A 24,266-nucleotide genomic window follows, 5' to 3' on the forward strand; every position below is an offset into this window, starting at 1 on the left:
GTCAGTAGACCGGTCGGTCTATTTGTCGATGTCGCCGACCACGAAGAACATCGACCCGAGGATCGCCACCATGTCGGCGACCAGCGTCCCGGGCAGCAGCTCGGTGAGCGCCTGGATGTTGTTGAAGGACGCCGAGCGCAGCTTGAGCCGCCACGGCGTCTTGTCGCCGCGCGAGACCAGGTAGTAGCCGTTGACCCCGAGCGGGTTCTCGGTCCACGCGTAGGTGCTGCCCTCGGGCGCCTTGAGCACCTTGGGCAGCCGCTGGTTGACCGGGCCGGGCGGGAGGGTGGCGAGCTTGTCGAGGCAGGCGTCGGCGAGGTCCAGCGCGTTGCCGGTCTGCTCCAGCAGGCACTCGAAGCGGGCGAGGCAGTCGCCCTCTTCGCGGGTGACGACGGTGAGCACCTGCCGCAGTTCCTCGGAGCCGTACGCGAGGTAGGGCTCGTCGCGGCGCAGGTCGAGGTCGAGGCCGCTGGCCCGGGCGATCGGGCCGCTGACCCCGTACGCCTGCGCCTGGGCCGCGGTGAGCACGCCGACGCCGGCGGTGCGGGCGCGGAAGATCTCGTTGCCGAGGACGAGGTCCTCGAAGACCGGCAGCTGGGAGCGGACGGTGGCGACGGCGGCGCGGACCCGGCCGAGCCAGCCGGCCGGGAGGTCCTCCTTGAGGCCGCCGACCCGGTTGAACATGTAGTGCATCCGGCCGCCGGAGGCCTCCTCCAGCACGTGCTGGAGGTCCTCGCGGCCGGTGAAGGCGTGGAAGATCGGGGTGATCCCGCCGAGTTCCAGGGGGTAGGAGCCGAGGAACATCAGGTGGTTGAGCACCCGGTTGAGCTCGGCGAGCAGGGTGCGGATCCACACCGCCCGCTCGGGGACCTCCATGCCGAGCATCCGCTCGACGCCGAGCACCACGCCGAGTTCGTTGGAGAAGGCGGAGAGCCAGTCGTGCCGGTTGGCCAACATGATGATCTGCCGGTAGTCACGGGCCTCGAACAGCTTCTCCGCGCCGCGGTGCATGTAGCCGATCACCGGCTCGGCGGTGACGATCCGCTCGCCGTCGAGCAGCAGGCGCAGCCGCAGCACGCCGTGGGTGGCCGGGTGCTGCGGGCCGATGTTGAGCACCATGTCGGTGGTGCCCGCCCCGCCGGTGAAGTTCTCGGCTCCCGCCCCGATGCCGACCGTGGTCTCCCTCATGACCCCAGAGTCTGCCATCCCGGCAGGGCCGCCAGGCTCGTCGGTACCGGCATGCGGACGGCTTGCAGGACCCAGCCGAAGCCGCCCAGCCCGGCCGGGTCGGTGAGTTCGGCCCCCTCCCCCGCGCCGCTGAGCGCCCGCAGGTAGCCGGCCGGGTCGGTGGAGGCGAGCGCCAGCGGCGGGCGCCCGCCGCTGACCCCGAGCGCGCGCAGGGCCTCGCGCTGCGTCGTCCACAGGCTGTGGAGACCGGGGACGGCGACGGCGTCCAGCGCGACGTGCGCGGTCACGTCGCGGGAGCCGTCCGGCACCGGGGCCACCTCCCGGCCGTCCCGGAAACCGGTGAAGGTCCCGAACGGCGGCCGCCGCCCGGCCGTGTGCCCGTAGTCGACGGCGACGGCCAGGCCGCGCTCCAGCCCGGCCACCGCCCGGGCCCAGGCGGCGTCCCGGGGCGCCCCGAACTCCACCACCTCCCCGGGCTCGACGGCCGGCCACCAGCGCTCGGCCCAGGCCGCGTCGGCCGCCGAGACGGGTTCGCCGAGGCGTTCCTCGCCGGTCGCGGTGTCCACCTCGCGGTAGCGCAGCGCCCCGTCCTCGTCGACCTCCCCGGCGTCCAGCGGCACGTTGTCCAGCCACTCGTTGGCGAACAGCAGCCCGGTCACCCCGCGCGGCGGCTCCGTCGTCCACAGGGCTGTGGACGGGAGTCCGGCGGGCCGGTCGGCGAGCTCCACGCCGTACGGGCGCAGCCGGGCGAGCACCGGCCCGGGCAGTTCGGCCAGCACCCCGGCCAGCAGTTCCCCGCGCCCGGCCCCGACGTCGATCAGGGCCAGCTCCTCCGGACGACCGAGGGCCTCGTCAACCTCCAGCAGCAGCCGGGCCACCGCACGGGCGAACCTCGGCGAGGCGTGCACCGAGGTCCGGAAGTGCCCGGCCGGGCCCTCCGGCCTGCGGTAGAAGCCGCCGTCCCGGTCGTACAGGGCCCGTTCCATGGCGGGCGCCCACCGCATCCACGTCATGGGGCGGGACGCTACCCGCCGGTGCGCGGCCCCTCCCAACCGGAGCGGGGGCGTCTCCGACCTACGGAGTAGGACGGATCGCCCTACCGGCGGACCTGGGCACCTCGTGCGACTGCCTAGGCTGGACACGTGCATCGACTCAACGCCTGGCTCCGCCGTCACCCCATGGTGGTCGACGCCGTCTGGGCGTCGCTCGTGCTCTTCTTCGCCCTGGTGTCCGACAGTTCCTCCGACAGCGGCTGGCGCCTCAACTCCGAGATCCTGGTCGCGGTGCTGCTGCCGCTGCTGATGGTCTTCCGCCGGCGCTTCCCCGACGTCACCGTCGCCGCCGCCACCGGCGTCGGCCTCGGGCAGGTCGCCGCCGACATCGACCCGGGCGCCTCCTCCATCGCCTACCTGGTGTTCGCCTACACCGGCGCCGCCTTCGGCCAGAAGTGGACCTCCCGGCTCGCCCTGCTCGCCGGGCTCTCCGCCGGTCCGCTGGCGTTCTGGCGGATGCACCTGGTGAAGACGTCCACCACCGACCACACCGGGGTGTACGTCTCCCGGCCGTACGGCGTCGCCGAGGCGCTGCTGGTCACCGTGCTGATGAGCACCCCGTTCATCCTCTGCTGGGCCTGGGGCCGGCTGACCAGGGTGCGGCGCGCCTACCTGACCGAGCTGGAGGACCGCGCGGCCCGGCTGGAGCGCGAGCGGGACGCCCAGTCCAAGGTGGCCGTGGCGGCCGAGCGGGCCCGGATCGCCCGCGAGCTGCACGACGTGGTCGCGCACAACGTGTCGGTGATGATCGTCCAGGCCGACGGCGCCGCCTACGTGCTGGACAACTCCCCGCAGCAGGCGAAGGAGGCACTCGGCACGATCGCCTCCACCGGGCGGCAGGCCCTGGTCGAGATGCGCCGCCTGCTGGGCGTGCTGCGCACCGCCGGCACCGCCGAGGAGTACGTCCCGCAGCCGGGCGTCGAGGAGCTGCCCGACCTCCTGGAGCAGGTCCGCACGGCCGGGCTGGAGGTCGACTACGCGACCTCCGGGCACCCGCGCGAACTCCCCCGCGGCGTCGAGCTGACGGTCTACCGGATCGTCCAGGAGGCGCTGACCAACGTCCGCAAGCACGGCGGCCCCGACGTGCACGCCCGGGTGGCGGTCGACTTCGGCGAACGCGAGCTGGCCGTCCTGGTGGAGGACGACGGCCGCGGCAGCACCGACGAACAACTGGCCGCCGGCGGCACGGACGGTCTGGGCCACGGCCTGATCGGCATGCGCGAGCGGGTCGGCATGGTCAGCGGGAGCCTCGACGTGGGCCCCCGCCCCGGCGGCGGCTTCCGGATCCGCGCCGTCCTCCCGCTCAAGGCGGCACACTAGCCCCCCGTCCTCTGTTAGGAGCCACCTTGACCATCCGCGTGATGCTCGTCGACGACCAGGAACTGCTGCGCACCGGCTTCCGGATGATCCTCCAGTCGCAGGGCGACATCGAGATCGCCGCCGAGGCGGGCGACGGCGCCCAGGCGCTGGAGCGGCTGCGGCACACGCAGGTGGACGTGATCCTGATGGACGTGCGGATGCCGCGCCTGGACGGTGTGCAGGCGACCCGCCGGATCTGCCTGGCCGAGGACGGCAGCCCGCTGCCGAACGCCCCGCACGTGCTCATCCTCACCACCTTCGACCTGGACGAGTACGCCTTCGCCGCGCTCAAGGCCGGGGCCAGCGGCTTCCTGCTCAAGGACGTCCCGCCGACCGAGCTGGTGGCCGCGATCCGCGCGGTGCACGGCGGGGACGCCGTGGTCGCCCCGACCACCACCCGGCGGATGATCGACCGCTTCGCCGAGGTGCTGCCGACCCCGCACAGCGCGCCGGGCTCGGACGTCCTGGGCCCGCTGACCGAGCGCGAGCGGGAGGTGTTCCTGCTGGTCGCCCAGGGCCTGTCGAACGGCGAGATCGCGGCCCGGCTGGTGCTCTCCGAGGCCACCGTGAAGACCCACGTCGGCCGGATCCTGGCCAAGCTGGGGCTGCGCGACCGGGTCCAGGCGGTGGTGCTGGCGTACGAGGCCGGGCTGATCCGGGCCGGGGCGTCCGACTAGGGCCTAGCCACGCCCAGGGACGACTGCCGGGGCCGCCCGTACACTGGGGCGGTACGTCCGGTACCCGACGCGGACCGGAACGGTCATTCAGGACAAGGGTGGACATGGATTCGTCCGACTTCGCCGACTTCGGAGAGTTCGCCCCGCTCGCCGACGGCCTCGGCGACCCCAGCAGCCGACCGGCCCGGCTCGCCGTCGGCGTGGTCGGCACCGGCCGGGTCGGCCCCGCGCTGGGCGCCGCCCTGCAGCTCGCCGGGCATACCGTGGTCGCCGCCTCCGGGGTGTCCGCCGCCTCCCGCCGCCGCGCCGAGTCCCTGCTGCCGGGCGTGCGGATCGTCACCCCGCCGCAGGTGATGGCCGCCGCCGACCTGGTGCTGCTGACCGTCCCGGACGACGCGCTCGCCGACCTGGTGGCCGGGCTGGTCGCCACCGGGGCGGTCCGCCCCGGCCAACTGCTGGTGCACACCTCCGGCGCGCACGGCGTCGGCATCCTGGAGCCCGCCGCCCGGGCCGGGGCGCTGCCGCTGGCCCTGCACCCCGCGATGACCTTCACCGGCACCTCGGTGGACCTCGCCCGGCTGGCCGGCTGCCCCTTCGGGGTGACCGCCCCCGAGGAGCTGCGGCCGGTCGCCGAGGCGCTGGTGGTGGAGATGGGCGGCGAGCCCGAGTGGGTGCCCGAGGAGGTCCGCCCGCTCTACCACACCGCCCTCGCGCACGGCGCGAACCACCTGGTCACCCTGGTCGCCCAGGCGATGGACCTGCTGCGCACGGCCGGCGTCGCCGAGCCCGGCCGGATGCTCGGCCCGCTGCTCGGCGCCGCCCTGGACAACAGCCTGCGCTCCGGCGACGCGGCCCTCACCGGCCCGGTCGCCCGGGGCGACGCGGGCACCGTACGGCGCCACCTGGCGCAGCTCAGTACGGTGTCCCCGGACATCCCGGCGGCGTACCGGGCGATGGCCCGCGCCACCGCGCAACGGGCGCTCGCCAACGGGACGATCGACGACGCGTCGGCGGCGGCGCTGCTGGACGTACTGAACGAGGAGAAGCACTGATGGCACGCGGGAAGCAGCCGAGCAAGGCCCAGCGGGCGCCGAAGGTCCACCGGGCCGTCGTCACCCACACCGTGGACGACTTCGAGGCCGCGTTCTGGCCGGACGAGAGCCCGGTGGACAACGCCGTGGTGATGACCATGGGCGCCCTGCACGAGGGCCACGCCGCGCTGGTCCGGGCCGCCCGCAAGCAGGTCGGCCGGGAGGGCCGGGTCGCGGTCACGGTCTTCGTCAACCCGCTGCAGTTCGGCCCGGCCGAGGACCTGGAGCGCTACCCGCGCACCCTGGACGCCGACGTCAAGCTGGCCGAGGAGAACGGCGCCGACGTGGTGTTCGCGCCGTCCGTCGAGGAGGTCTACCCGAACGGCGAGCCGCAGGTGCGCCTGGCGGCCGGCCCGATGGGCGGGCGCTTCGAGGGCGCCACCCGCCCCGGCCACTTCGACGGGGTGCTGACCGTCGTCGCCAAGCTGCTGCACATCACCGACCCGGACTTCGCCTTCTTCGGCGAGAAGGACGCCCAGCAGCTGGCGCTCATCCAGCGGATGGTCGCCGACCTGGACTTCGACGTCGAGATCGTCGGCGTGCCGACCGTCCGCGAGGAGGACGGCCTGGCGCTGTCCTCGCGCAACCGCTACCTCTCCGAGGAGGAGCGCACCCGCGCCCTCGCCCTGTCCAAGGCCCTGTTCGCCGGCCGGGACGTCGCCGCGCAGGGCCCGAAGGCCGTGCGCGAGGCCGCCTCCGCCGTCCTGGACGGCGCCGAGGGCGTCACCCTCGACTACCTCGCCCTGATCGACCCGCACGACTTCTCCGAGGCGGCGGACGACTTCCAGGGCGAGGCGGTGCTGGCCGTCGCCGCACAGGTGGGCTCGACCCGCCTGATCGACAACGTTCACGTCATCTGCCGCTAGGCAGCTGACCGTCCAGTACGGAATCGTTCGCTGAACAGTTCGCCGAACAGGTAGTTCAACCCCTCAGGCATGCACTCACAGGAGGCGTGACCCGCAATGCTCCGCACCATGCTCAAGTCCAAGATCCACCGGGCCACCGTGACCCAGGCCGACCTGCACTACGTCGGCTCGGTCACGGTGGACGAGGACCTGCTCGACGCCGCCGACCTGCTCCCCGGCGAGCTGGTCCACATCGTCGACATCAACAACGGCGCCCGGCTGGAGACGTACACCATCGCCGGCCCGCGCGGCACCGGCGTGATCGGCATCAACGGCGCCGCCGCCCGCCTGGTCCACCCGGGCGACCTCGTCATACTCATCGCCTACGGGCAGATGGACACGGCCGAGGCCAAGGGCTACGAGCCGAAGGTGGTCTTCGTGGACGGGAACAACCGGATCACCGGCTTCGGCGGCGACCCGGCGCAGGCCCCGGAGGGCAGCGGACTGCTCCGCGGCGACGCGGCGTACCGTGACGAGGACGGCGCGGCCACCACGGCCACGCGCTGAAGGAGTCACTGAGTCATGTCCGCTACGCACCGCCTCACCGCCCCGGCCCCGGGCTGGACCGCCGCCACCGACGTGGTCGTGGTCGGCTCCGGCATCGCCGGTCTCACCGTCGCCCTCAACGTCCGCAAGGCCGGCCTGCGGGCCATGGTGGTCACCAAGGCGGTGCTGGACGAGGGCTCCACCCGCTGGGCCCAGGGCGGCATAGCCGCCGCCCTGGGCGAGGGGGACACCCCGGAGCAGCACCTGGACGACACCCTGGTGGCCGGCGCCGGCGTCTGCGACGAGGAGGCCGTCCGCACCCTGGTCACCGAGGGCCCGGACGCCGTCCGCCGGCTGATCGCCGTCGGCGCGGCCTTCGACCGCGACGCGGACGGCGAGATCCTGCTCACCCGCGAGGGCGGCCACCACCGCCACCGGATCGTGCACGCGGGCGGGGACGCCACCGGCGCGGAGGTCTCCCGCGCCCTGGTCGCCGCCGTCCGCAGCGACCCGGACCTCGAACTGATCGAGCACGCGCTCGTCCTCGACCTGCTGACCGACGCCGAGGGCCACACCGCCGGGCTGACCCTGCACGTGATGGGCGAGGGCCAGCGCGACGGCGTCGGCGCCGTCCGGGCCCGCGCCGTGGTGCTCGCCACCGGTGGCCTGGGGCAGGTCTTCTCCGCCACCACCAACCCGGCCGTCTCCACCGGCGACGGCGTGGCCCTGGCCCTGCGGGCCGGCGCCGCCGCCGCCGACCTGGAGTTCGTCCAGTTCCACCCGACCGTGCTCTGGCTCGGCCCGGACGCCGCGGGCCAGCAGCCGCTGGTCTCCGAGGCCGTGCGCGGCGAGGGCGCCCACCTGGTGGACGCGGACGGCGTGCGCTTCATGGTCGGCCAGCACGAGCTGGCCGAACTCGCCCCGCGCGACATCGTCGCCAAGGCCATCACCCGGCGCATGCAGGAGCAGGGCTCCGACCACATGTTCCTGGACGGGCGGCACTTCGGGGCCGAGATGTGGGAGCACCGCTTCCCCACCATCCTGGCCTCCTGCCGCTCGCACGGCATCGACCCGGTCACCGAGCCGATCCCGATCGCCCCGGCCGCGCACCACGCCGCCGGCGGCGTCCGCACCGACCGGCACGGCCGTACCTCCGTCCCCGGCCTGTACGCCTGCGGCGAGGTCGCCTGCACCGGGGTGCACGGCGCCAACCGGCTGGCCTCCAACTCCCTGCTGGAGGGCCTGGTCTTCGCCGAGCGGATCGCCGCCGACCTGGCCGAGCGGCACGCGGCCGGCGAACTGCCCGAGCGCACCGTGGACGTGGCCGCCGCGCAGGCCGCCCGGCCGGTGCCGCTGCCGGCCTCCGAGGCGCGCGCCGAGATCCAGCGGCTGATGTCGCGCGGCGCGGGCGTGCTGCGCTCGGCCGCCTCGCTGGCCGACGCCGCGGCCGGGCTGGCCCTGCTCGGCGAGCAGGCCCGCTCCCACGTGGCCGAGGAGAAGCCGGCCGACCCCCGGGTGGAGACCTGGGAGGCCGCCAACCTGCTGCTGGTCGCCACCGCCCTGGTGGCGGCCGCCGCGCAGCGCGAGGAGACCCGCGGCGGCCACTGGCGCGAGGACTTCCCCGAACGCGACGACGCCCACTGGCGGCGCCACCTGATCACCACCCTCGCCGCCTCCGGCGACCCCGTCAGCACTCCCGAGGAGCAGTAGAACCATGACCCACGCGCACGAGGAACTCCCCCTGGCCGACCAGGGCGGCTGCGGCGACGGCTGCGCCTGCGGGGACGGCGAGGGCTACGAGACCGGCCTGGACCCGCAGCTGGCCGAGCTGCTGGAGGAGGCCGGGCTGGACCCGATCGAGGTCGAGGACATCGCCACCCTGGCGCTGGCCGAGGACCTGGCCGGCGGCGAGGACGTCACCTCGGTGGCCACCGTGCCCGCCGACGCGGTCGCGACCGCCGACTTCACCGCCCGCCAGGCCGGTGTGGTGGCCGGCCTGCGGGTCGCCGAGGCGGTCGTCTCGCTGGTCTGCGAGGAGGAGTTCGAGGTCGAGCGGCACGTCCAGGACGGCGACCGGGTGGAGGCCGGCCAGGTGCTGCTGTCGGTCCGCTCGCGCACCCGCGACCTGCTGACCGCCGAGCGCAGCGCGCTCAACCTGCTCTGCCGCCTGTCCGGCATCGCCACCGCGACCCGGGCCTGGGCGGACGCCCTGGAGGGCACCGGCGCGGTCGTCCGGGACACCCGCAAGACCACCCCGGGCCTGCGCGCCCTGGAGAAGTTCGCGGTCCGCTGCGGCGGCGGCGCCAACCACCGGATGGCGCTCTCGGACGCCGCCCTGGTGAAGGACAACCACGTGGTCGCCGCGGGCGGCGTGGCCGAGGCCTTCCGGGCCGTCCGGGCCGCGTACCCGGAGCTGGCGGTCGAGGTCGAGGTGGACGAGCTGGCGCAGATCCCCCCGGTGCTGGAGGCCGGTGCGGACCTGATCCTGCTGGACAACTTCACCGTCGAGCAGTTGAAGGAGGCCGTCGCGCTGGTGGCCGGCCGGGCGAAGCTGGAGGCCTCCGGCGGACTGACCCTGGCCGGCGCGCGCGAGGTCGCCCAGACTGGTGTCGACTACCTGGCCGTGGGCGCGCTGACCCACTCCTCGCCGATCCTGGACATCGGCCTGGACCTGCGCGCCTGACCGTCAGGTCGAGAGCGGTTCCTGCCCCGATCCCGTCCCGACTCGCAGAAAGCGTTCCCGTGCTCCTCACCATCGACGTCGGCAACACCCAGACCACGCTCGGCCTGTTCGACGGCGAGGAAGTGGTGGAACACTGGCGGATCTCCACCGATCCGCGCCGCACGGCCGACGAACTGGCGGTGCTGCTGCACGGGTTGACGGGCAGTCGCACCGCGGTCCGGGAGGCCGCGGTGGAGGGCCTGGCGATCTGCTCCTCCGTCCCCGCCGTGCTCCACGAGCTCCGCGAGGTGACCCGCCGCTACTACGGCGACGTCCCCGCGGTGATCGTGGAGCCCGGCGTGAAGACCGGGGTGCACGTCCTGATGGACAACCCCAAGGAGGTCGGCGCGGACCGGATCGTCAACGCGCTGGCCGCCAACCACCTGTACGGCGGCCCGTGCATCGTGGTCGACTTCGGCACCGCGACCACCTTCGACGCCGTCAACGCGCGCGGCGACTACGTGGGCGGCGCGATCGCCCCCGGCATCGAGATCTCGGTCGAGGCGCTCGGCGTCCGCGGCGCCCAGCTGCGCAAGATCGAGCTGGCCCGGCCGCGCAACGTGATCGGGAAGAACACCGTCGAGGGCATGCAGTCCGGCATCCTCTACGGCTTCGCCGGGCAGGTCGACGGCCTGGTCGAGCGGATGGCCCGGGAGCTGGCCAAGGACCCGGACGACGTCCAGGTGATCGCCACCGGCGGGCTCGCCCCGCTGGTCCTCGGCGAGGCCACCACCATCGACGAGCACGAGCCCTGGCTGACCCTGATCGGCCTGCGCCTGGTGTACGAGCGCAACCGACCGAGCTGACCCCGCCCGCCGTCCCCGCTGCCCCGCACCCCCGGTCACTCGGCTGACCCGGTGGGTGCGGGGCAGCGTCACAGGCTTGGCGAAAGGTTTCTCCAGCGGGCCGACCGCGCGGAATTCCGCGCGACGTTACCGACAAATCGGATATTCCTCACGTAGTGTCAACCCATGCCTACGCCACACGGATCGCGCGGCGGCATGGCCTTCAGCGCCGACGAAGTCCGCGTGCTGCGCCGAGCCCTCGCCCAAGCCCTGCACCCCGCCGTCCCCGTCCACCTCCAGGCCCCCGACCGGACGGCGCTCGCCGGGCCCGGCGCCGAGCTGTGGGCGGAGGACGTCCAGGACGCCCTGCACCTGACCGAGGCCATCGACGAGGCCGTCCAGGAGGGCGGCCGGCTGCGCGCCTTCCTGCTCGCCGACCTCGGCCGCTACCGCGCCGCCCTGCCCGGCAGCGCCCCCGGCTACCTGGAGCGCCTGGAGGAGGCGGTGACCGACGGCTACCTGCCCGGACCCGAGGACCTCACCGCCCTGCGCGGGCTGACCCGCCAGCCCTGCGGCCACGGCGAGCGGGCCCGCCGCTCCCGGCTCGCCGGGCGCTGCCACGCCCTGGCCGAGGCCGCCGTCCGTGAGCGCCTGGCGCTCTCCACCGGGCAGCCGCGCCACCTGGTGGCCGTACCGAACCCCGCCGCACCACCCAGCAGTCACCCCACCCCTGTAGGAGGACGGATCACGATGAGCAGCACCGACTCCCGGGACTCCCGCCCGGAGCAGCCCGCCGCCGCGCAGACCCCGCCCCGCCCGCACCGGATGCCCACCCCGGCCGAACTCTTCGGCCGCCGCCCCAAGCCTCCGGCCCGGCCCGCCCCGGAGGCCGGGCGGGACGGCGAGGAGGTCGAGCTCGCCACCGGCACCGGCTGAGCCGCCCGCACCCGCCCCGGAGGGGAGGCCGTCGGTCCGACGGCCTCCCCTCCGGCGATATCCGGTCGCGGAGCACCGTGTGTGGCTGGCTACCCTTGTGGGGTGAGCGATCAGAGCCTTGTCCCCGCGACCGACGACCTTCCCGAGCAGATGCGCGTCCGGCGCGAGAAGCTGGACCGGCTCCGGGCGGCCGGGGTCGACCCGTACCCGGTCGGATTCCCCCGCACCAGCACCATCGCGGACCTGCGTGCCAAGCACCCGGACCTCGAACCCGACACCGCGACCGGCGAGCGCGCCGGCATCACCGGCCGGGTGATCCTGTCCCGCACCGGCGGCAAGCTCTGCTTCGCCACCCTGCGCGACGGCTCCGGCGACCTCCAGGTGATGTTCTCCCTGGACAAGCTCGGCGCCGAGCGGCTGGCGGCCTGGAAGTCCGACATCGACCTGGGCGACCAGGTCGGCGTCGAGGGCGAGGTGATCACCTCCAAGCGCGGCGAGCTGTCGGTGATGGTGGACCGCTGGGAGCTCACCGCCAAGTGCCTGCGCCCGCTGCCGGACAAGCACAAGGGCCTGACCGACCCGGAGGCCCGGGTCCGCCAGCGCTACGTCGACCTGATCGTGAACCCCGAGGCGCGCGAGATCCTGCACCTGCGCAGCAAGGTCGTCCGCTCGATCCGCCGCACCTACGAGGACCGCGGCTACATCGAGGTCGAGACCCCGATGCTGCAGCCGGTGCACGGCGGCGCCAACGCGCGTCCGTTCAAGACGCACATCAACGCGTACGACATCGACCTCTACATGCGCATCGCCCCCGAGCTGTACCTCAAGCGGCTGGTGGTCGGCGGCGCCGAGAAGGTCTTCGAGATCAACCGCAACTTCCGCAACGAGGGCGCGGACTCCACCCACAACCCGGAGTTCACCTCGCTGGAGTCGTACGAGGCCTACGGCGACTACGACACCCAGGCCGAGCTGATCCGCGCGACGATCGTCAACGCCGCCCGGGACGCCCTGGGCACCACGGTGATCAAGGGCCTCGACCCGCACGGCGTGGAGCACGAGATCGACCTGGCCGAGCCGTGGGCGGAGGTCAGCGTCTACCCGGGCATCTCCGCCCACCTGGGCGTCGAGGTCACCCCGGAGACCTCCGTCGAGGAGCTGCGCGCGCTGGCCACCGAGCACGGCATCCCGTTCGAGAAGAACTGGGGCCACGGCCAGATCGTGCTGGAGATGGTGGAGCGCCTGCTGGAGGAGAACGCCGTCCGGCCGACCTTCATCAAGGACTACCCGACCGAGGTCTCCCCGCTGACCCGCCAGCACCGCTCGGTCGCGGGCGTGGCCGAGAAGTGGGACCTGGTGATCTTCGGCACCGAGATCGGCACCGCCTACTCCGAGCTGGTCGACCCGGTCGAGCAGCGCGCCCGCCTGACCGCGCAGTCCCTGCTGGCCGCCGGCGGCGACGTCGAGGCGATGCAGGTGGACGAGGACTTCCTGCGCGCCCTGGAGTACGCGATGCCCCCGACCGGTGGCCTGGGCCTCGGCGTGGACCGCCTGATCATGCTGCTGACCGGCAAGAACATCCGGGAGACCGTGCTCTTCCCGCTGGTGAAGCCGGAGCCGAAGGCCTCCGCCGCCGCGGCGGAGAAGACCGAGGAGGAGTGACCTGATGGACTACGTCAGCGCGATCGTGCCGCCGCTGGTCATGGCGATCGGCTTCGGATTCCTGGTGCGGGCCATCATCCGCAGCCAGGGCGGGGCCCAGAAGGCCAAGGAAGACACCGACTGATCGACTGGCGTCGTCAGCCGCTCCGAACCACCCGCGCCGCCATTCCCGATTCCCGGGGGTGGCGGCGCGCCGGTTTGGCGCACTTCACAAGATTTGCCCCATTCACTCCCTATCCTGGCCGCACTATGGTCCGGCAACTCGGCGAACTTGAGAACGCCATCATGACCCGGGTGTGGCGGTGGAACCGACCGGTGACGGTTCGCGAGGTTCTCCTGGATCTGCAGTCGGAACGCGAAATCGCGTACACCACGGTGATGACCGTCCTGGACAAGCTGCACAGAAAGGGCTGGCTGCGCCGCGAGCGGGTGGGCCGGGCCTATCGATATGAACCGGTCTCCTCGCGTGAGGCGTACACGGCGGCCCTGATGAACGACGCCTGGGCCACCGGCGACAATCCCGCGGCGGCCCTGGTCCACTTCTTCGGCCTGATGTCGCCGGAGCAGCGCGAGGCCCTCCGGGACGCCTTGCGGGTCGCGGCCTTGTTCCCGCCCGATCCAGCGGCGGATCAGCCCGCCCCGGATTCCCCCGCGGACGGCCCCGATACCGGCGGAGCGGATACCGGGGAGACCCCGCCGGGCGCGACGCGATAACGTCCCGCCATGGAGGTCACCATCCGCCGCGCGCGGACCACGGACGTACGGGCCGTACGCGGGCTCATCGACGCCTACTCGCGCGACGGCATTCTGCTCGACAAGCCCACAGTCACACTGTTCGAATCCGTCCAGGAGTTCTGGGTCGCGGAACGCGACGACAACGGCGCGGTGGTGGCCTGCGGCGCCCTGCACGTGATGTGGGAGGACCTCGCCGAGGTCCGCACCCTCGCGGTCGATCCGTCCTGCCGGGGCTTCGGGATCGGGCACGTGCTGTTGGAGAAGCTGGTGCAGACCGCCCGCTGGCTGGGCGTCCGTCGGATTTTCTGCTTGACGTTCGAGGTTCCGTTCTTCGCGAAACACGGTTTCGTCGAGATCGGGGAGCTCCAGGAAACCGATGATGGTACGACAGACCCGGCGGCGATCGCTACGGACGTCTATGAAGAACTCCTCCGCTCGTACGATGAAGGTGTCGCGGAGTTCCTCGACCTGGAGCGGGTGAAGCCCAACACACTGGGCAACTCACGCATGCTGCTGCACCTCTGAGCGGCTCCGCGCCGGTCAAGGGTTTGTGTTTTCCGCAGAAAGGCGCTTTCCTTTCCTTAGGCAATGGGTCGTTTAGCGGAAAGGGAAGCCCGTGGCACAGAGGGTGCAGGTCATTCTTGAAGACGATCTCGATGGCGGTTCGGCGGACGAGACGGTGACGTTCGCGCTCGACGGCGTTGCCTACGAGATCGATCTGAAGAGCGCCAACGCGGACAAGCTGCGCGGTCTGCTGGCGCCCTACCTGGAGAAGGGCCGCAAGCAGAGCGGCCGGCTGGCCGGGCCCCGCCGCCCGGGCCGCGCCGCCGCTGCGCGGCCGTCCGGCAGCGCTCCCGACACCGCGAAGGTCCGCGCGTGGGCCAAGGAGCAGGGCATGGAGGTCAACGACCGCGGCCGGGTGCCGAGCACCGTCCGCGAGGCCTACGACAAGGCCAACGTGGCCTGACCCCGGCGCCACCACCGGCCCGCCGGAGCGGATGCGGGGCCCCGGCGGCCGCGTACGGCACCGACGACACACGCGCGGGGCGCGGAGGTGACACCTCCGCGCCCCGCGGCGCGCACCGGGCCGGCCGCCGCACCGGGGCCCCGGGGCCCGGGCCTGCCCGGCCGGCCGGGGCTGCGGGCTCGGGCGGCGGAACAATCACGAGCTGTGCAACGCTGTAGGGGCGAAGCGGTAACGCGGACACCCCGGGATGGCGTACGACCGTCCCCGGCCGCCGTCGAACCACCGTCACCGCGGCCGGACTTCTCGCCAGGCGAACACCGCCACCGCGGAAACTGCGCGAGAACCGCCCCGATACCGGGTATGAATGCAGGTGGACGGGTTCTTCGACCTGTCCAGGGGCAGCATGTGCGACCGGCCGAAGAGGACCCGGCTCCGCCCCGGCGACTCTTGTTCGCCGATGGCGTAGCGGTTTCCGGTGCATCCGGCCCACCTGTGGGAACACCGATTCCCAGCATCAGGTTGGGATTGGTGTCGGCTGGTCGCGCAGCATCTCGCTCCTCTACCGGGGAGTGAATCCGTGGGCCGCGCCGCTGAGCGGGACTAGCATGCGGAAGGACAGGGCGGGGACGGACCCCGAACTGCCCGACCGCTCTGAGGAGCGATAAACGATGTTCGAGAGGTTCACCGACCGCGCGCGGCGGGTTGTCGTCCTGGCTCAGGAAGAAGCCCGGATGCTCAACCACAACTACATCGGCACCGAGCACATCCTCCTGGGTCTGATCCACGAGGGCGAGGGCGTCGCCGCCAAGGCCCTGGAGAGCCTCGGGATTTCCCTTGAGGCCGTGCGCCAGCAGGTCGAGGAGATCATCGGCCAGGGCCAGCAGGCCCCGTCCGGTCACATTCCCTTCACCCCCCGGGCGAAGAAGGTCCTGGAGCTGTCGCTCCGGGAGGCCCTGCAGCTCGGCCACAACTACATCGGCACCGAGCACATCCTGCTCGGCCTGATCCGCGAGGGCGAGGGCGTCGCCGCCCAGGTCCTGGTGAAGCTGGGTGCCGACCTCAACCGGGTGCGCCAGCAGGTCATCCAGCTGCTCTCCGGTTACCAGACCAGCGGCGGCAAGGAGTCGGCCACGGCCGGCGGGCCCGCCGAGGGCACCCCGTCGACCTCGCTGGTCCTGGACCAGTTCGGGCGCAACCTCACCCAGGCCGCCCGCGAGGCCAAGCTCGACCCGGTCATCGGGCGCGAGAAGGAGATCGAGCGGGTCATGCAGGTGCTGTCCCGCCGCACCAAGAACAACCCGGTCCTGATCGGTGAGCCCGGCGTCGGCAAGACCGCCGTGGTCGAGGGCCTGGCGCAGGCGATCGTCAAGGGCGAGGTCCCGGAGACGCTCAAGGACAAGCAGCTCTACACGCTGGACCTGGGCGCCCTGGTGGCCGGCTCGCGCTACCGCGGTGACTTCGAGGAGCGCCTCAAGAAGGTGCTCAAGGAGATCCGCACCCGCGGCGACATCATCCTGTTCATCGACGAGCTGCACACCCTGGTCGGTGCGGGCGCCGCCGAGGGCGCCATCGACGCCGCCAGCATCCTCAAGCCGATGCTGGCCCGCGGCGAGCTGCAGACCATCGGTGCCACCACCCTGGACGAGTACCGCAAGCACCTGGAGAAGGACGCCGCGCTGGAGCGCCGCTTCCAGCCGATCCAGGTCGCCGAGCCCTCGCTGCCGCACACCATCGAGATCCTCAAGGGTCTGCGCGACCGCTACGAGGCCCACCACCGGGTCTCCATCACGGACGCCGCCCTGGTCGCCGCCGCCACCCTGGCCGACCGGTACATCTCGGACCGCTTCCTGCCGGACAAGGCGATCGACCTGATCGACGAGGCCGGCTCGCGCATGCGCATCCGCCGGATGACCGCGCCGCCGGACCTGCGCGAGTTCGACGAGAAGATCGCCGACGTGCGCCGCGAGAAGGAGAGCGCGATCGACGCGCAGGACTTCGAGAAGGCCGCGTCCCTGCGCGACGACGAGAAGCAGCTCCTGCAGGCCAAGGCCAAGCGCGAGAAGGAGTGGAAGGCCGGCGACATGGACGTCGTCGCGGAGGTCAACGAGGAGCTCATCGCCGAGGTCCTGGCCACCGCCACCGGCATCCCGGTCTTCAAGCTGACCGAGGAGGAGACCTCCCGGCTGCTGCGCATGGAGGACGAGCTGCACAAGCGCGTCATCGGCCAGAAGGACGCCATCAAGGCGCTCTCCCAGGCCATCCGGCGCACCCGTGCGGGCCTCAAGGACCCGAAGCGCCCCGGCGGTTCGTTCATCTTCGCCGGCCCGTCTGGCGTCGGTAAGACCGAACTGTCCAAGACGCTCGCCGAGTTCCTCTTCGGCGACGAGGACGCGCTGATCGCGCTCGACATGTCCGAGTTCTCCGAGAAGCACACCGTCTCCCGGCTGTTCGGCTCCCCGCCCGGGTACGTGGGCTACGAGGAGGGCGGCCAGCTGACCGAGAAGGTCCGCCGCAAGCCGTTCTCGGTCGTCCTCTTCGACGAGGTCGAGAAGGCCCACCCGGACATCTTCAACTCGCTGCTGCAGATCCTGGAGGACGGTCGTCTGACCGACTCCCAGGGCCGCGTGGTCGACTTCAAGAACACCGTCATCATCATGACGACCAACCTCGGCACCCGGGACATCTCCAAGGGCTTCAACCTGGGCTTCGCGGCCACGGGTGACTCCCAGACCGGGTACGAGCGGATGAAGGCGAAGGTCGGCGAGGAGCTCAAGCAGCACTTCCGCCCCGAGTTCCTGAACCGCGTCGACGACATCGTGGTGTTCCACCAGCTGTCCGAGGTCGACATCATCCAGATCGTCGACCTGATGATCGCCAAGGTGGACGAGCGGCTCAAGGACAAGGACATGGGCCTGGAGCTCAGCGTCGAGGCCAAGAAGCTGCTGGCCAAGCGCGGCTACGACCCCATCATGGGTGCCCGTCCGCTGCGCCGCACCATCCAGCGCGAGATCGAGGACCACCTCTCCGAGAAGATCCTCTTCGGCGAGCTGCGGGCCGGCCACATCGTGGTCGTGGACGTGGACGGCGACGGCAAGGACGCCAAGTTCACCTTCCGCGGCGAGGAGAAGTCGGCCGTCGCGGACACCCCGGCCGAGGTCGCTTCGTCCGGTCCGGACCTGACGAAGTAGACCAACATTTAACAGACAACTTCACAGCCACGAGCCCCCGGCGTTCGCGCCGGGGGCTCGTTGCGTTCCGGATTCCCGCGCAGGGCCCGGACCAGGCGTTTTCTGACCTGCCGTCAGCTGACATGAAATCGGCGAGCATAGCGCCGTGGCCATGTCAGGGTCAAGGTCTATCTTTTCCAGCTCCACTTCGGTCAAATGACGTCCACCTGTCTTTCATATTGGTTTACCGGGCCTTGGCCAAGAGTCAGCTCGGTCGGGGAGGGCGTCACAACGTTGAAGACCACCAGGAGAGCCGCAGCGGTCACCACCGCGGCGGCGGTCATAGTCACGCTCGGCGCGGGTCTGTTCCCGAGCAGCGCCGTCGCGGCCGGCTCGGCACCGGTTCCGAAGGACCCGGCCGACGCCGTCCAGTCCGTCAACACCGAGCACAACATCCCGGGCCCGCTGACCGCCAAGGTCGACGCGGAGAAGAAGGCCGCCACCGAGCAGCTGCTCAACGGCACCGCCCAGGTCGAGCAGCACAACGGCAGCACCAGCGTGAAGCTCGGCAAGGACAAGTACGTCGAGCTCCCCCGTGAGCGCTCGGACAAGATCTTCACGATCCTGGTCGACTTCGGCGACCAGGTCGACAACACCACCAAGACCGCCGACGGCAAGGTCAAGTACGGCGGCGAGGCCGGCCCCAAGCACAACGAGATCGAGGCGCCCGACCGCGCCACGAACAACTCGACCGCCTGGCAGGCCGACTACAACCAGCAGCACTACCAGGACCTGTACTTCGCCAAGGACAAGCCCTCGCTGAAGACCTTCTACGAGAAGCAGTCCTCGGGCCGCTACACGGTCGACGGCGTGGTCTCGGACTGGGTCCGGGTGCCGTGGAACGAGGCCCGTTACGGCTCCGACTACTGCGGCTCCAACGTCTGCTCCAGCGCCCAGGACCTGATCCGCGACGCCGTCGACATCTGGTACAAGGACCAGCTGGCGAAGGGTCAGACCAAGGAGCAGGTCAAGGCGACGCTGGCCTCGTACGACCAGTGGGACCGCTACGGGTCGCACCACGACGGGAACTTCAACCAGCCCGACGGGTACATCGACCACTTCCAGATCGTGCACGCCGGTGAGGACAAGTCGGCCGGTGGCGGCAAGCAGGGCAGCAAGGCCCTGTGGGCGCACCGCTCGTACGTCTACGGCAACCTGACCGGCCAGGCCGGCCCGGACAACAACAAGCTCGGCGGCGTCCAGGTCGGTGACTCCGGCTTCTGGATCGGCGACTACACGATGCAGCCGGAGAACGGCGGCCTCGGCGTCTTCGCGCACGAGTACGGCCACGACCTCGGTCTGCCGGACCTCTACGACACCGCCGGCAAGGGCATCGACAACTCGGTCGGCTTCTGGTCCCTGATGTCGTCCGGCTCCTGGCTCGGCGAGGGCAAGGACAGCATCGGCGACATGCCGAACGACCTCGACGCCTGGAGCAAGTACCAGCTCGGCTGGCTCAAGGTCGACCGCGCCAAGGCGGGCACCGAGTCGACGCACCACATCGGCCCGGTCGAGTACAACACCAACCTTCCGCAGGCGCTCATCGTCGACCTGCCGAAGAAGAGCATCACCACCGACATCAACAAGCCCTTCGGTGGCAACAACGAGTGGTGGAGCGGCAGCGCCGACAACCTGAACGTCACGCTGACCCGCGACATCGACCTGACCGGCAAGACCAAGGCCAGCATCAACGCCAAGGCCTGGTACGAGCTGGAGCCGGACTTCGACTACGCCTTCGGCGAGGTCTCCACCGACGGTGGCAAGACCTGGACCGTGGTGGACGGCACCTGGAACGGCGCCGCCCTCCCGAAGGAGAACGGCCGCCCGGCCCTCAGCGGCCTCACCGCCGCCTGGGGCGACCTGTCGTTCAACCTGGACGCCTACGCGGGCAAGAAGATCCAGTTCCGCTACCACAACACCACTGACGGCGGTCTGCACTACCGCGGCTTCGCGGCGGACAACATCGCCGTGGTCGCCGACGGTGCCACCGTGTTCAGCGACGACGTGGAGAACGGCGACAACGGCTGGACCGCCGCCGGCTTCACCCGCTTCGGCGGCTCGTACACCAAGGACTACGCGCAGTACTACATCGCGGAGAACAAGCAGTACGTGTCGTTCGACCAGACCCTCAAGACCGGCCCGTACAACTTCGGTTCGGCCGCCAAGCCCAGCTGGGTCGAGCACTACTCGTACCAGCCCGGCCTGCTGATCTGGTACTGGGACGAGTCGCAGACCGACAACAACGTCAGCGCCCACCCGGGCCACGGCCTGGTCCTGCCGGTCGACTCGCACCCGGCCCCGATCAAGTGGTCCGACGGCACCCTGATGCGTCCGCGCATGCAGGGCTTCGACTCGACCTTCGGTTCGCGCCGCGTCCCGGCGCTGACCCTGCACAAGGCCGACGTCGAGACCGTCATCCCGAAGTCCAAGGGCGTCGACGAGTTCAACGACCTGAAGTCCTGGTGGTCGAAGGACGACCAGTACGCCGGTGTGGACGTGCCGAAGACCGGCACCAGCATCGAGGTCGAGAACGAGTCCGCGAACTACCTGGAGACCTGGATCCGGGTCCGCCCGGTCGACAACTGATCGTCCTGACGGTCAGGCCGTGATCGCGCGGCACTGAGTTCTCCACGTCCGGCCCGCCCCCGCCACCGCGCGGGGGCGGGCCGGACGCTTTTCGGCGGCCGGGCGCTCTTCGGCGGCCGGGCGCTTTCCGTCGGCCGGCTCCGCCCGGGAGCGCGCGCACCGGGTGGCGCTGGTCACAGCGGTTCGGCGCGGTACGACCGGGCCTAGTAGTCGGCGGGGCGGGACCGCGGCGTGGACCCGGTCGGGCCTCGGCGATCCGATCTCATGATCATTACTCCGTCGGTGGGAATCCCCGGCGCCACGCCGACTACACGGGGTAGTACATCGCCGGGTTTGGGGCTGCGCTCGGTGACGGTTAAAGCTGAGTGCTCCCCAGCGCAGCCGACCGCCCGACCGGGCGTTTCCGTGCTGCGCCCGCACGACCGTGAGGTACGACCCGCGATGTCCAACGTCCCGCCCGTGGGGCCGGCCCTGCGCCGGCTCGCCGTCCGCGCGACGGCCCAGGCGGCCGTCTGGCAGCCGCGGATCGGCCAGGCCGTCCGCAGCCGCGCCGTACCGTCGCTGCGGCTGCTCACGACCCCCCGGCACGCCACCCTGCCGGGCAGCCGGCAGCGGACCGAGCGCGACCACGCGGTGGCCTCGGCCGGGGCGGCCGCCGCGCTGCTGGCGGGCGTGCTGCTGATCGCCACTCCGGGCAGCGCCTCGGCGCAGACCGTACGGCCGACCACGCCCGGCAGCTCGGCCTTCACGGCCCCGCGGGCGGAGGTGCCCAACCCGGGCCTGGTGCAGGTGGCCGGGCCGAGCCCGTACAAGCTGCCGGACGACGCCGCCTCGGCGCAGGCCTTCGTGGCCGTGGCGCCCAACCTGCTGCCGCTCGACCCGGCCGCCGCGGAGCCCGCGCCCGCCGAACAGCCCGGCGCGCAGCCGGAGGCCTCACCGGCCCCCGCGCCCGCGCCGGACTGGTCGGCGCCGGCGCCGGACGCGCCGACCAGCAACCCGTTCGGGAAGCCCAACCGCAGCTACGCCGCCGGGTACCACACCGGGGTGGACTTCGCGGTCTCCCCCGGCACGCCGGTGCTGGCGGTCGGCGACGCGACCGTGGTCTCGGCCGGCTGGGACGGCGCGTACGGCAAGGAGGTCGTGCTGCGGCTGGCCGACGGGCACTTCGCGCAGTACGCGCACCTGTCGGCGGTCTCGGTGTCGGCCGGCGACCGGGTGCCGGCGGGCCTACGGGTCGGACTGTCCGGGAACACCGGCAACTCGACCGGGCCGCACCTGCACTTCGAGATCCGCACCAGCAACCGCTACGGCGCGGTGGTCAACCCGATCGCCTACCTCTCCGCGCACGGCGTCACGGCGTTCTAGGACGCCGTGCCGCGGTGCCGCGGTGATCAGCCGGTGGTGCCGGTGGTGGGTCGGCCGATCCGGCTGCTGATCTCCAGCGCGACCTCGCGGGCCGCTTCGAGCGCCTCCTCCAGGTCCGCGGCCGGCAGCTTCTCGCCCCACACGTTCTCGGTCTCGCCGCAGTCGGAGGAGTCCTGCTTGAGCAGGAAGAACGCCGAGTGGGCGGTGAACAGCGCCATCGTGGCCCGCAGCCGGTCGCGGAACCCGGCGTCGGGTCCGTGCACCAGCTGCATCATGGTGATCACGCGCTCCCGGAACGCCAGCCCGGCCGGGGACTCCCGCAGCGCGGGCTGGTTCTCGTGGAAGAAGCGCAGCAGCGGGGCCCGCTCGGTCATCCCGTCCGCGTAGCGCCGGATCAACTCGTCGCGCATCTCCGGGCTCCAGGCCTCCTGCTCCCGGCCCCACGCGATGATCTCGTCGATCGGCGCGGCCATCCGCTCCACGATGCCCAGGACGATGTCGTCCTTGGTCTTGAAGTGGTAGTACAGCGCGGCCTTGGTGACGCCCAGTCGGTCGGCGATCTCACGCAGCGAGGTCTGCTCGTAGCCCTGCTCCGAGAAGAGCTCCAACGACACCTCGATGATGCGAGCCCGGGTGTCGCTGCGGGGGCTGTGCGGAGTGCCCATGGCCTGCCTCGTTGACTGCGTCGGTGACGGCTGCGGTGACTTGCTGCGGTGACGGCTGCGGACCCAGGGTGGCGTCCGCCCCGGGCCCATTCTCCCTGCCCAGGCGCTCGGTCTTAAAACTGGCTTGACGACCGGCTAGTAAAAAGCCTACCGTGCCGACGATCGATAAACTAGCCGGGCGTCAAGTAAGTGATCCGCACCGCGGCGCGAGGCCCGTCCGAAACACCCCTCCGGGAGACCCCACCCCATGTCACAGTCCAAGACCGCCGGCCCGGTACCGGAGGACAAGGCGACCGAGGAGGAGCAGCCGCGGTCACCCCGCGAGATCCGCCTCGTGATGGTCGGCCTGGTCGTCACGATGCTGCTGGCCATGCTCGACAACCTGATCGTCGGAACCGCGATGCCGACCATCGTCGGCGACCTCGGCGGCGCCGAGCACCTCTCCTGGGTGGTCACCGCGTACACCCTGGCCACCGCCGCCTCCACCCCGATCTGGGGCAAGCTCGGCGACCTCTACGGTCGCAAGGGCATCTTCCTGACCTCGATCGTGATCTTCCTGGTGGGCTCGGCGCTGTCCGGCCTGTCCCAGAACATGAACGAGCTGATCGGCTTCCGCGCCGTGCAGGGCCTCGGCGCCGGCGGCCTGATGGTCGGCGTCATGTCGATCATGGGTGCGCTCGTCCCGCCGCGTGACCGCGGCAAGTACCAGGGCATGTTCGCCGCCGTGATGGCCCTCGCCACCATCGGCGGCCCGCTGGTCGGCGGCTTCATCACCGACCACCTGAGCTGGCACTGGACCTTCTACATCAACCTGCCGCTCGGCCTGATAGCCCTCGCCGTGGTCGTCGTCACCCTCAAGCTGCCGAAGGTCACCAACACCGCCCGGATCGACTACCCGGGCGCGGTGCTGCTCACCGCGGGCATCACCTCGCTGGTGCTGATCACCACCTGGGGCGGCCAGCAGTACGCCTGGGGCTCCAAGGAGATCCTCGGCCTGGCCGCGCTCGCCGTCGCCTCGCTGATCGCCTTCTGCTACGTGGAGCAGCGGGCCCAGGAGCCGATGCTCCCGCTGAGCCTCTTCAAGAACCTGAACTTCACCCTGGTCTCGATCATCGGCTTCGTGGTCGGCTTCGTGATGTTCGGCTCGACCGTCTTCCTGCCGCTCTACCAGCAGATCGTCCAGGGCGCCTCGGCGACCAACTCCGGCCTGCTGCTGATGCCGATGATGTTCGGCATGCTGGTCGTCTCGCTGGTGGTCGGCCAGGCCGTCACCAAGACCGGCAAGTACCGGATCTTCCCGATCATCGGCACCGTCGTGATGACCGCCGGCATGGTCCTGCTCTCCACCATGGGCGTCGGGACCAGCAGCTTCACCTCGGCCTGCTGGATGGTCGTACTCGGCGCGGGCATGGGCTTCCTGATGCAGATCACCATGCTGGTCGCCCAGAACAGCGTCGAGCTCAAGGACATGGGCGTGGCCAGCTCCACCGCCACCCTGTTCCGCACCATCGGCGGTTCCTTCGGTGTCGCGCTGTTCGGCGCCCTGTTCAACAACCGGGTGAAGGACACCATGACCTCGCGCCTGGGCGAGCAGGCCTCGGCCGGCGGCGGGGCGAAGGACCCGGGCCAGGTGAGCCCGGCCGAGCTGCGCAAGCTGCCCGAGGTCGTCCAGGACGCCTACCACCACGCCGTGTCCAACGGCATGCACACCGTCTTCCTGTGGGGCGCCGGGGTGGCCGTGATCGCCATCGCCGCCGCACTGTTCCTGCGCGAGGTGCCGCTGCGCGGCACCGGCAAGGGCGAGAAGCCGGCCGAGGCCTCGCTGGAGGCGGCGGCCGTCTGACGACCGCCCACGGACGAC

Annotated in this window: 20 protein-coding genes; 17 read left to right on the forward strand and 3 right to left on the reverse strand. The window is 71.6% G+C overall.

What is annotated here, in order from left to right; all coding sequences use genetic code 11:
• Window positions 1-18: 18 nt before the first annotated feature.
• Both ACFWXO_RS08885 and ACFWXO_RS08890 read right to left on the reverse strand, forming a co-directional pair.
• Complete coding sequence (locus ACFWXO_RS08885) at window positions 19-1,188, reverse strand: NADH-quinone oxidoreductase subunit D (protein WP_375881712.1); 1,170 nt, start codon at window positions 1,186-1,188, stop codon at window positions 19-21.
• On the reverse strand, window positions 1,185-2,201 hold the full coding sequence (locus ACFWXO_RS08890; protein WP_380522909.1) for an SAM-dependent methyltransferase: 1,017 nt from the start codon (window positions 2,199-2,201) through the stop codon (window positions 1,185-1,187). Before ACFWXO_RS08890 ends, ACFWXO_RS08885 begins: the two co-directional genes overlap by 4 nt.
• A 165-nt stretch (window positions 2,202-2,366) precedes the next feature.
• On the opposite strand from ACFWXO_RS08890, the gene ACFWXO_RS08895 reads away from it, so the two are divergent.
• The 16 genes from ACFWXO_RS08895 (at window position 2,367) to ACFWXO_RS08970 (ending at window position 21,740) form a co-directional block, all read left to right on the forward strand.
• Window positions 2,367-3,560 (forward strand): sensor histidine kinase, encoded by a 1,194-nt coding sequence (locus ACFWXO_RS08895; protein WP_375882323.1) that lies wholly within the window; start codon window positions 2,367-2,369, stop codon window positions 3,558-3,560.
• A gap of 26 nt (window positions 3,561-3,586) precedes the next feature.
• Window positions 3,587-4,276 carry a response regulator gene (locus ACFWXO_RS08900; protein ID WP_375881707.1) on the forward strand — a complete coding sequence of 230 codons (690 nt, stop codon included), beginning with the start codon at window positions 3,587-3,589 and terminating at the stop codon, window positions 4,274-4,276.
• Between the two features lie 104 nt (window positions 4,277-4,380).
• Window positions 4,381-5,328 (forward strand): Rossmann-like and DUF2520 domain-containing protein, encoded by a 948-nt coding sequence (locus ACFWXO_RS08905; protein ID WP_375881705.1) that lies wholly within the window; start codon window positions 4,381-4,383, stop codon window positions 5,326-5,328.
• Window positions 5,328-6,233, forward strand: a complete 906-nt coding sequence (gene panC, locus ACFWXO_RS08910; protein WP_375881702.1) for a pantoate--beta-alanine ligase — start codon at window positions 5,328-5,330, stop codon at window positions 6,231-6,233. The genes ACFWXO_RS08905 and panC overlap by 1 nt, the downstream gene beginning before the upstream one ends.
• 96 nt (window positions 6,234-6,329) lie before the next feature.
• Window positions 6,330-6,779: an aspartate 1-decarboxylase gene (gene panD, locus ACFWXO_RS08915; protein ID WP_375881700.1), complete on the forward strand. Its 450-nt coding sequence runs from the start codon at window positions 6,330-6,332 to the stop codon at window positions 6,777-6,779.
• 15 nt (window positions 6,780-6,794) lie between these two features.
• Window positions 6,795-8,468, forward strand: coding sequence for an L-aspartate oxidase (locus ACFWXO_RS08920; RefSeq protein WP_380522910.1), 1,674 nt, complete (start codon window positions 6,795-6,797; stop codon window positions 8,466-8,468).
• Between the two features lie 4 nt (window positions 8,469-8,472).
• Complete coding sequence (gene nadC / locus ACFWXO_RS08925; RefSeq protein WP_375881694.1) at window positions 8,473-9,441, forward strand: carboxylating nicotinate-nucleotide diphosphorylase; 969 nt, start codon at window positions 8,473-8,475, stop codon at window positions 9,439-9,441.
• Window positions 9,442-9,500: 59 nt separating this feature from the next.
• Window positions 9,501-10,286, forward strand: coding sequence for a type III pantothenate kinase (locus ACFWXO_RS08930; RefSeq protein WP_375881691.1), 786 nt, complete (start codon window positions 9,501-9,503; stop codon window positions 10,284-10,286).
• Window positions 10,287-10,451: 165 nt separating this feature from the next.
• On the forward strand, window positions 10,452-11,201 hold the full coding sequence (locus ACFWXO_RS08935) for a hypothetical protein (protein WP_375881688.1): 750 nt from the start codon (window positions 10,452-10,454) through the stop codon (window positions 11,199-11,201).
• Between the two features lie 102 nt (window positions 11,202-11,303).
• The gene (gene lysX / locus ACFWXO_RS08940; RefSeq protein ID WP_375881685.1) at window positions 11,304-12,860 is read left to right on the forward strand and encodes a bifunctional lysylphosphatidylglycerol synthetase/lysine--tRNA ligase LysX; all 1,557 of its coding nucleotides are present in this window, start codon (window positions 11,304-11,306) and stop codon (window positions 12,858-12,860) included.
• A 249-nt stretch (window positions 12,861-13,109) separates the two neighbouring features.
• Window positions 13,110-13,574, forward strand: coding sequence for a BlaI/MecI/CopY family transcriptional regulator (locus tag ACFWXO_RS08945; RefSeq protein WP_375881683.1), 465 nt, complete (start codon window positions 13,110-13,112; stop codon window positions 13,572-13,574).
• Window positions 13,575-13,583: 9 nt separating this feature from the next.
• Complete coding sequence (locus tag ACFWXO_RS08950) at window positions 13,584-14,120, forward strand: amino-acid N-acetyltransferase (RefSeq protein WP_375881681.1); 537 nt, start codon at window positions 13,584-13,586, stop codon at window positions 14,118-14,120.
• A 91-nt stretch (window positions 14,121-14,211) separates the two neighbouring features.
• Window positions 14,212-14,562: an Lsr2 family protein gene (locus ACFWXO_RS08955; RefSeq protein ID WP_375881678.1), complete on the forward strand. Its 351-nt coding sequence runs from the start codon at window positions 14,212-14,214 to the stop codon at window positions 14,560-14,562.
• Between the two features lie 668 nt (window positions 14,563-15,230).
• Window positions 15,231-17,750, forward strand: coding sequence for an ATP-dependent Clp protease ATP-binding subunit (locus tag ACFWXO_RS08960; RefSeq protein WP_375881675.1), 2,520 nt, complete (start codon window positions 15,231-15,233; stop codon window positions 17,748-17,750).
• Between the two features lie 273 nt (window positions 17,751-18,023).
• Complete coding sequence (locus ACFWXO_RS08965; protein ID WP_375881672.1) at window positions 18,024-20,375, forward strand: immune inhibitor A domain-containing protein; 2,352 nt, start codon at window positions 18,024-18,026, stop codon at window positions 20,373-20,375.
• A 441-nt stretch (window positions 20,376-20,816) separates the two neighbouring features.
• A complete protein-coding gene (locus tag ACFWXO_RS08970) occupies window positions 20,817-21,740 on the forward strand; it encodes a M23 family metallopeptidase (protein ID WP_380522911.1) in 924 nt (307 codons plus the stop codon).
• Window positions 21,741-21,766: 26 nt separating this feature from the next.
• Here the strand turns inward: ACFWXO_RS08970 and ACFWXO_RS08975 are convergent, their stop codons facing one another.
• Window positions 21,767-22,405, reverse strand: a complete 639-nt coding sequence (locus tag ACFWXO_RS08975) for a TetR/AcrR family transcriptional regulator (protein ID WP_380522912.1) — start codon at window positions 22,403-22,405, stop codon at window positions 21,767-21,769.
• A gap of 247 nt (window positions 22,406-22,652) precedes the next feature.
• Here ACFWXO_RS08975 and ACFWXO_RS08980 point away from each other — a divergent pair, with 247 nt between their 5' ends.
• Window positions 22,653-24,248 (forward strand): MDR family MFS transporter, encoded by a 1,596-nt coding sequence (locus ACFWXO_RS08980; RefSeq protein ID WP_380522913.1) that lies wholly within the window; start codon window positions 22,653-22,655, stop codon window positions 24,246-24,248.
• Window positions 24,249-24,266 lie beyond the last annotated feature (18 nt).

The sequence above is a fragment of the Kitasatospora sp. NPDC059088 genome, from assembly GCF_042738155.1.
In the GTDB taxonomy this organism is placed as follows: Bacteria; Actinomycetota; Actinomycetes; order Streptomycetales; family Streptomycetaceae; genus Kitasatospora.

Coding starts and splice junctions, on each gene's coding strand:
- ACFWXO_RS08905 (WP_375881705.1), top strand. CDS start 4,381: ATGGATTCGTCCGACTTCGCCGACTTCGGAGAGTTCGCCCCGCTCGCC.
- ACFWXO_RS08970 (WP_380522911.1), top strand. CDS start 20,817: ATGTCCAACGTCCCGCCCGTGGGGCCGGCCCTGCGCCGGCTCGCCGTC.
- ACFWXO_RS08895 (WP_375882323.1), top strand. CDS start 2,367: ATGGTGGTCGACGCCGTCTGGGCGTCGCTCGTGCTCTTCTTCGCCCTG.
- ACFWXO_RS08920 (WP_380522910.1), top strand. CDS start 6,795: ATGTCCGCTACGCACCGCCTCACCGCCCCGGCCCCGGGCTGGACCGCC.
- ACFWXO_RS08950 (WP_375881681.1), top strand. CDS start 13,584: ATGGAGGTCACCATCCGCCGCGCGCGGACCACGGACGTACGGGCCGTA.
- ACFWXO_RS08885 (WP_375881712.1), bottom strand. CDS start 1,188: ATGAGGGAGACCACGGTCGGCATCGGGGCGGGAGCCGAGAACTTCACC.
- panC (WP_375881702.1), top strand. CDS start 5,328: ATGGCACGCGGGAAGCAGCCGAGCAAGGCCCAGCGGGCGCCGAAGGTC.
- nadC (WP_375881694.1), top strand. CDS start 8,473: ATGACCCACGCGCACGAGGAACTCCCCCTGGCCGACCAGGGCGGCTGC.
- panD (WP_375881700.1), top strand. CDS start 6,330: ATGCTCCGCACCATGCTCAAGTCCAAGATCCACCGGGCCACCGTGACC.
- ACFWXO_RS08980 (WP_380522913.1), top strand. CDS start 22,653: ATGTCACAGTCCAAGACCGCCGGCCCGGTACCGGAGGACAAGGCGACC.
- ACFWXO_RS08960 (WP_375881675.1), top strand. CDS start 15,231: ATGTTCGAGAGGTTCACCGACCGCGCGCGGCGGGTTGTCGTCCTGGCT.
- ACFWXO_RS08935 (WP_375881688.1), top strand. CDS start 10,452: ATGCCTACGCCACACGGATCGCGCGGCGGCATGGCCTTCAGCGCCGAC.
- ACFWXO_RS08975 (WP_380522912.1), bottom strand. CDS start 22,405: ATGGGCACTCCGCACAGCCCCCGCAGCGACACCCGGGCTCGCATCATC.
- ACFWXO_RS08945 (WP_375881683.1), top strand. CDS start 13,110: ATGGTCCGGCAACTCGGCGAACTTGAGAACGCCATCATGACCCGGGTG.
- ACFWXO_RS08890 (WP_380522909.1), bottom strand. CDS start 2,201: ATGACGTGGATGCGGTGGGCGCCCGCCATGGAACGGGCCCTGTACGAC.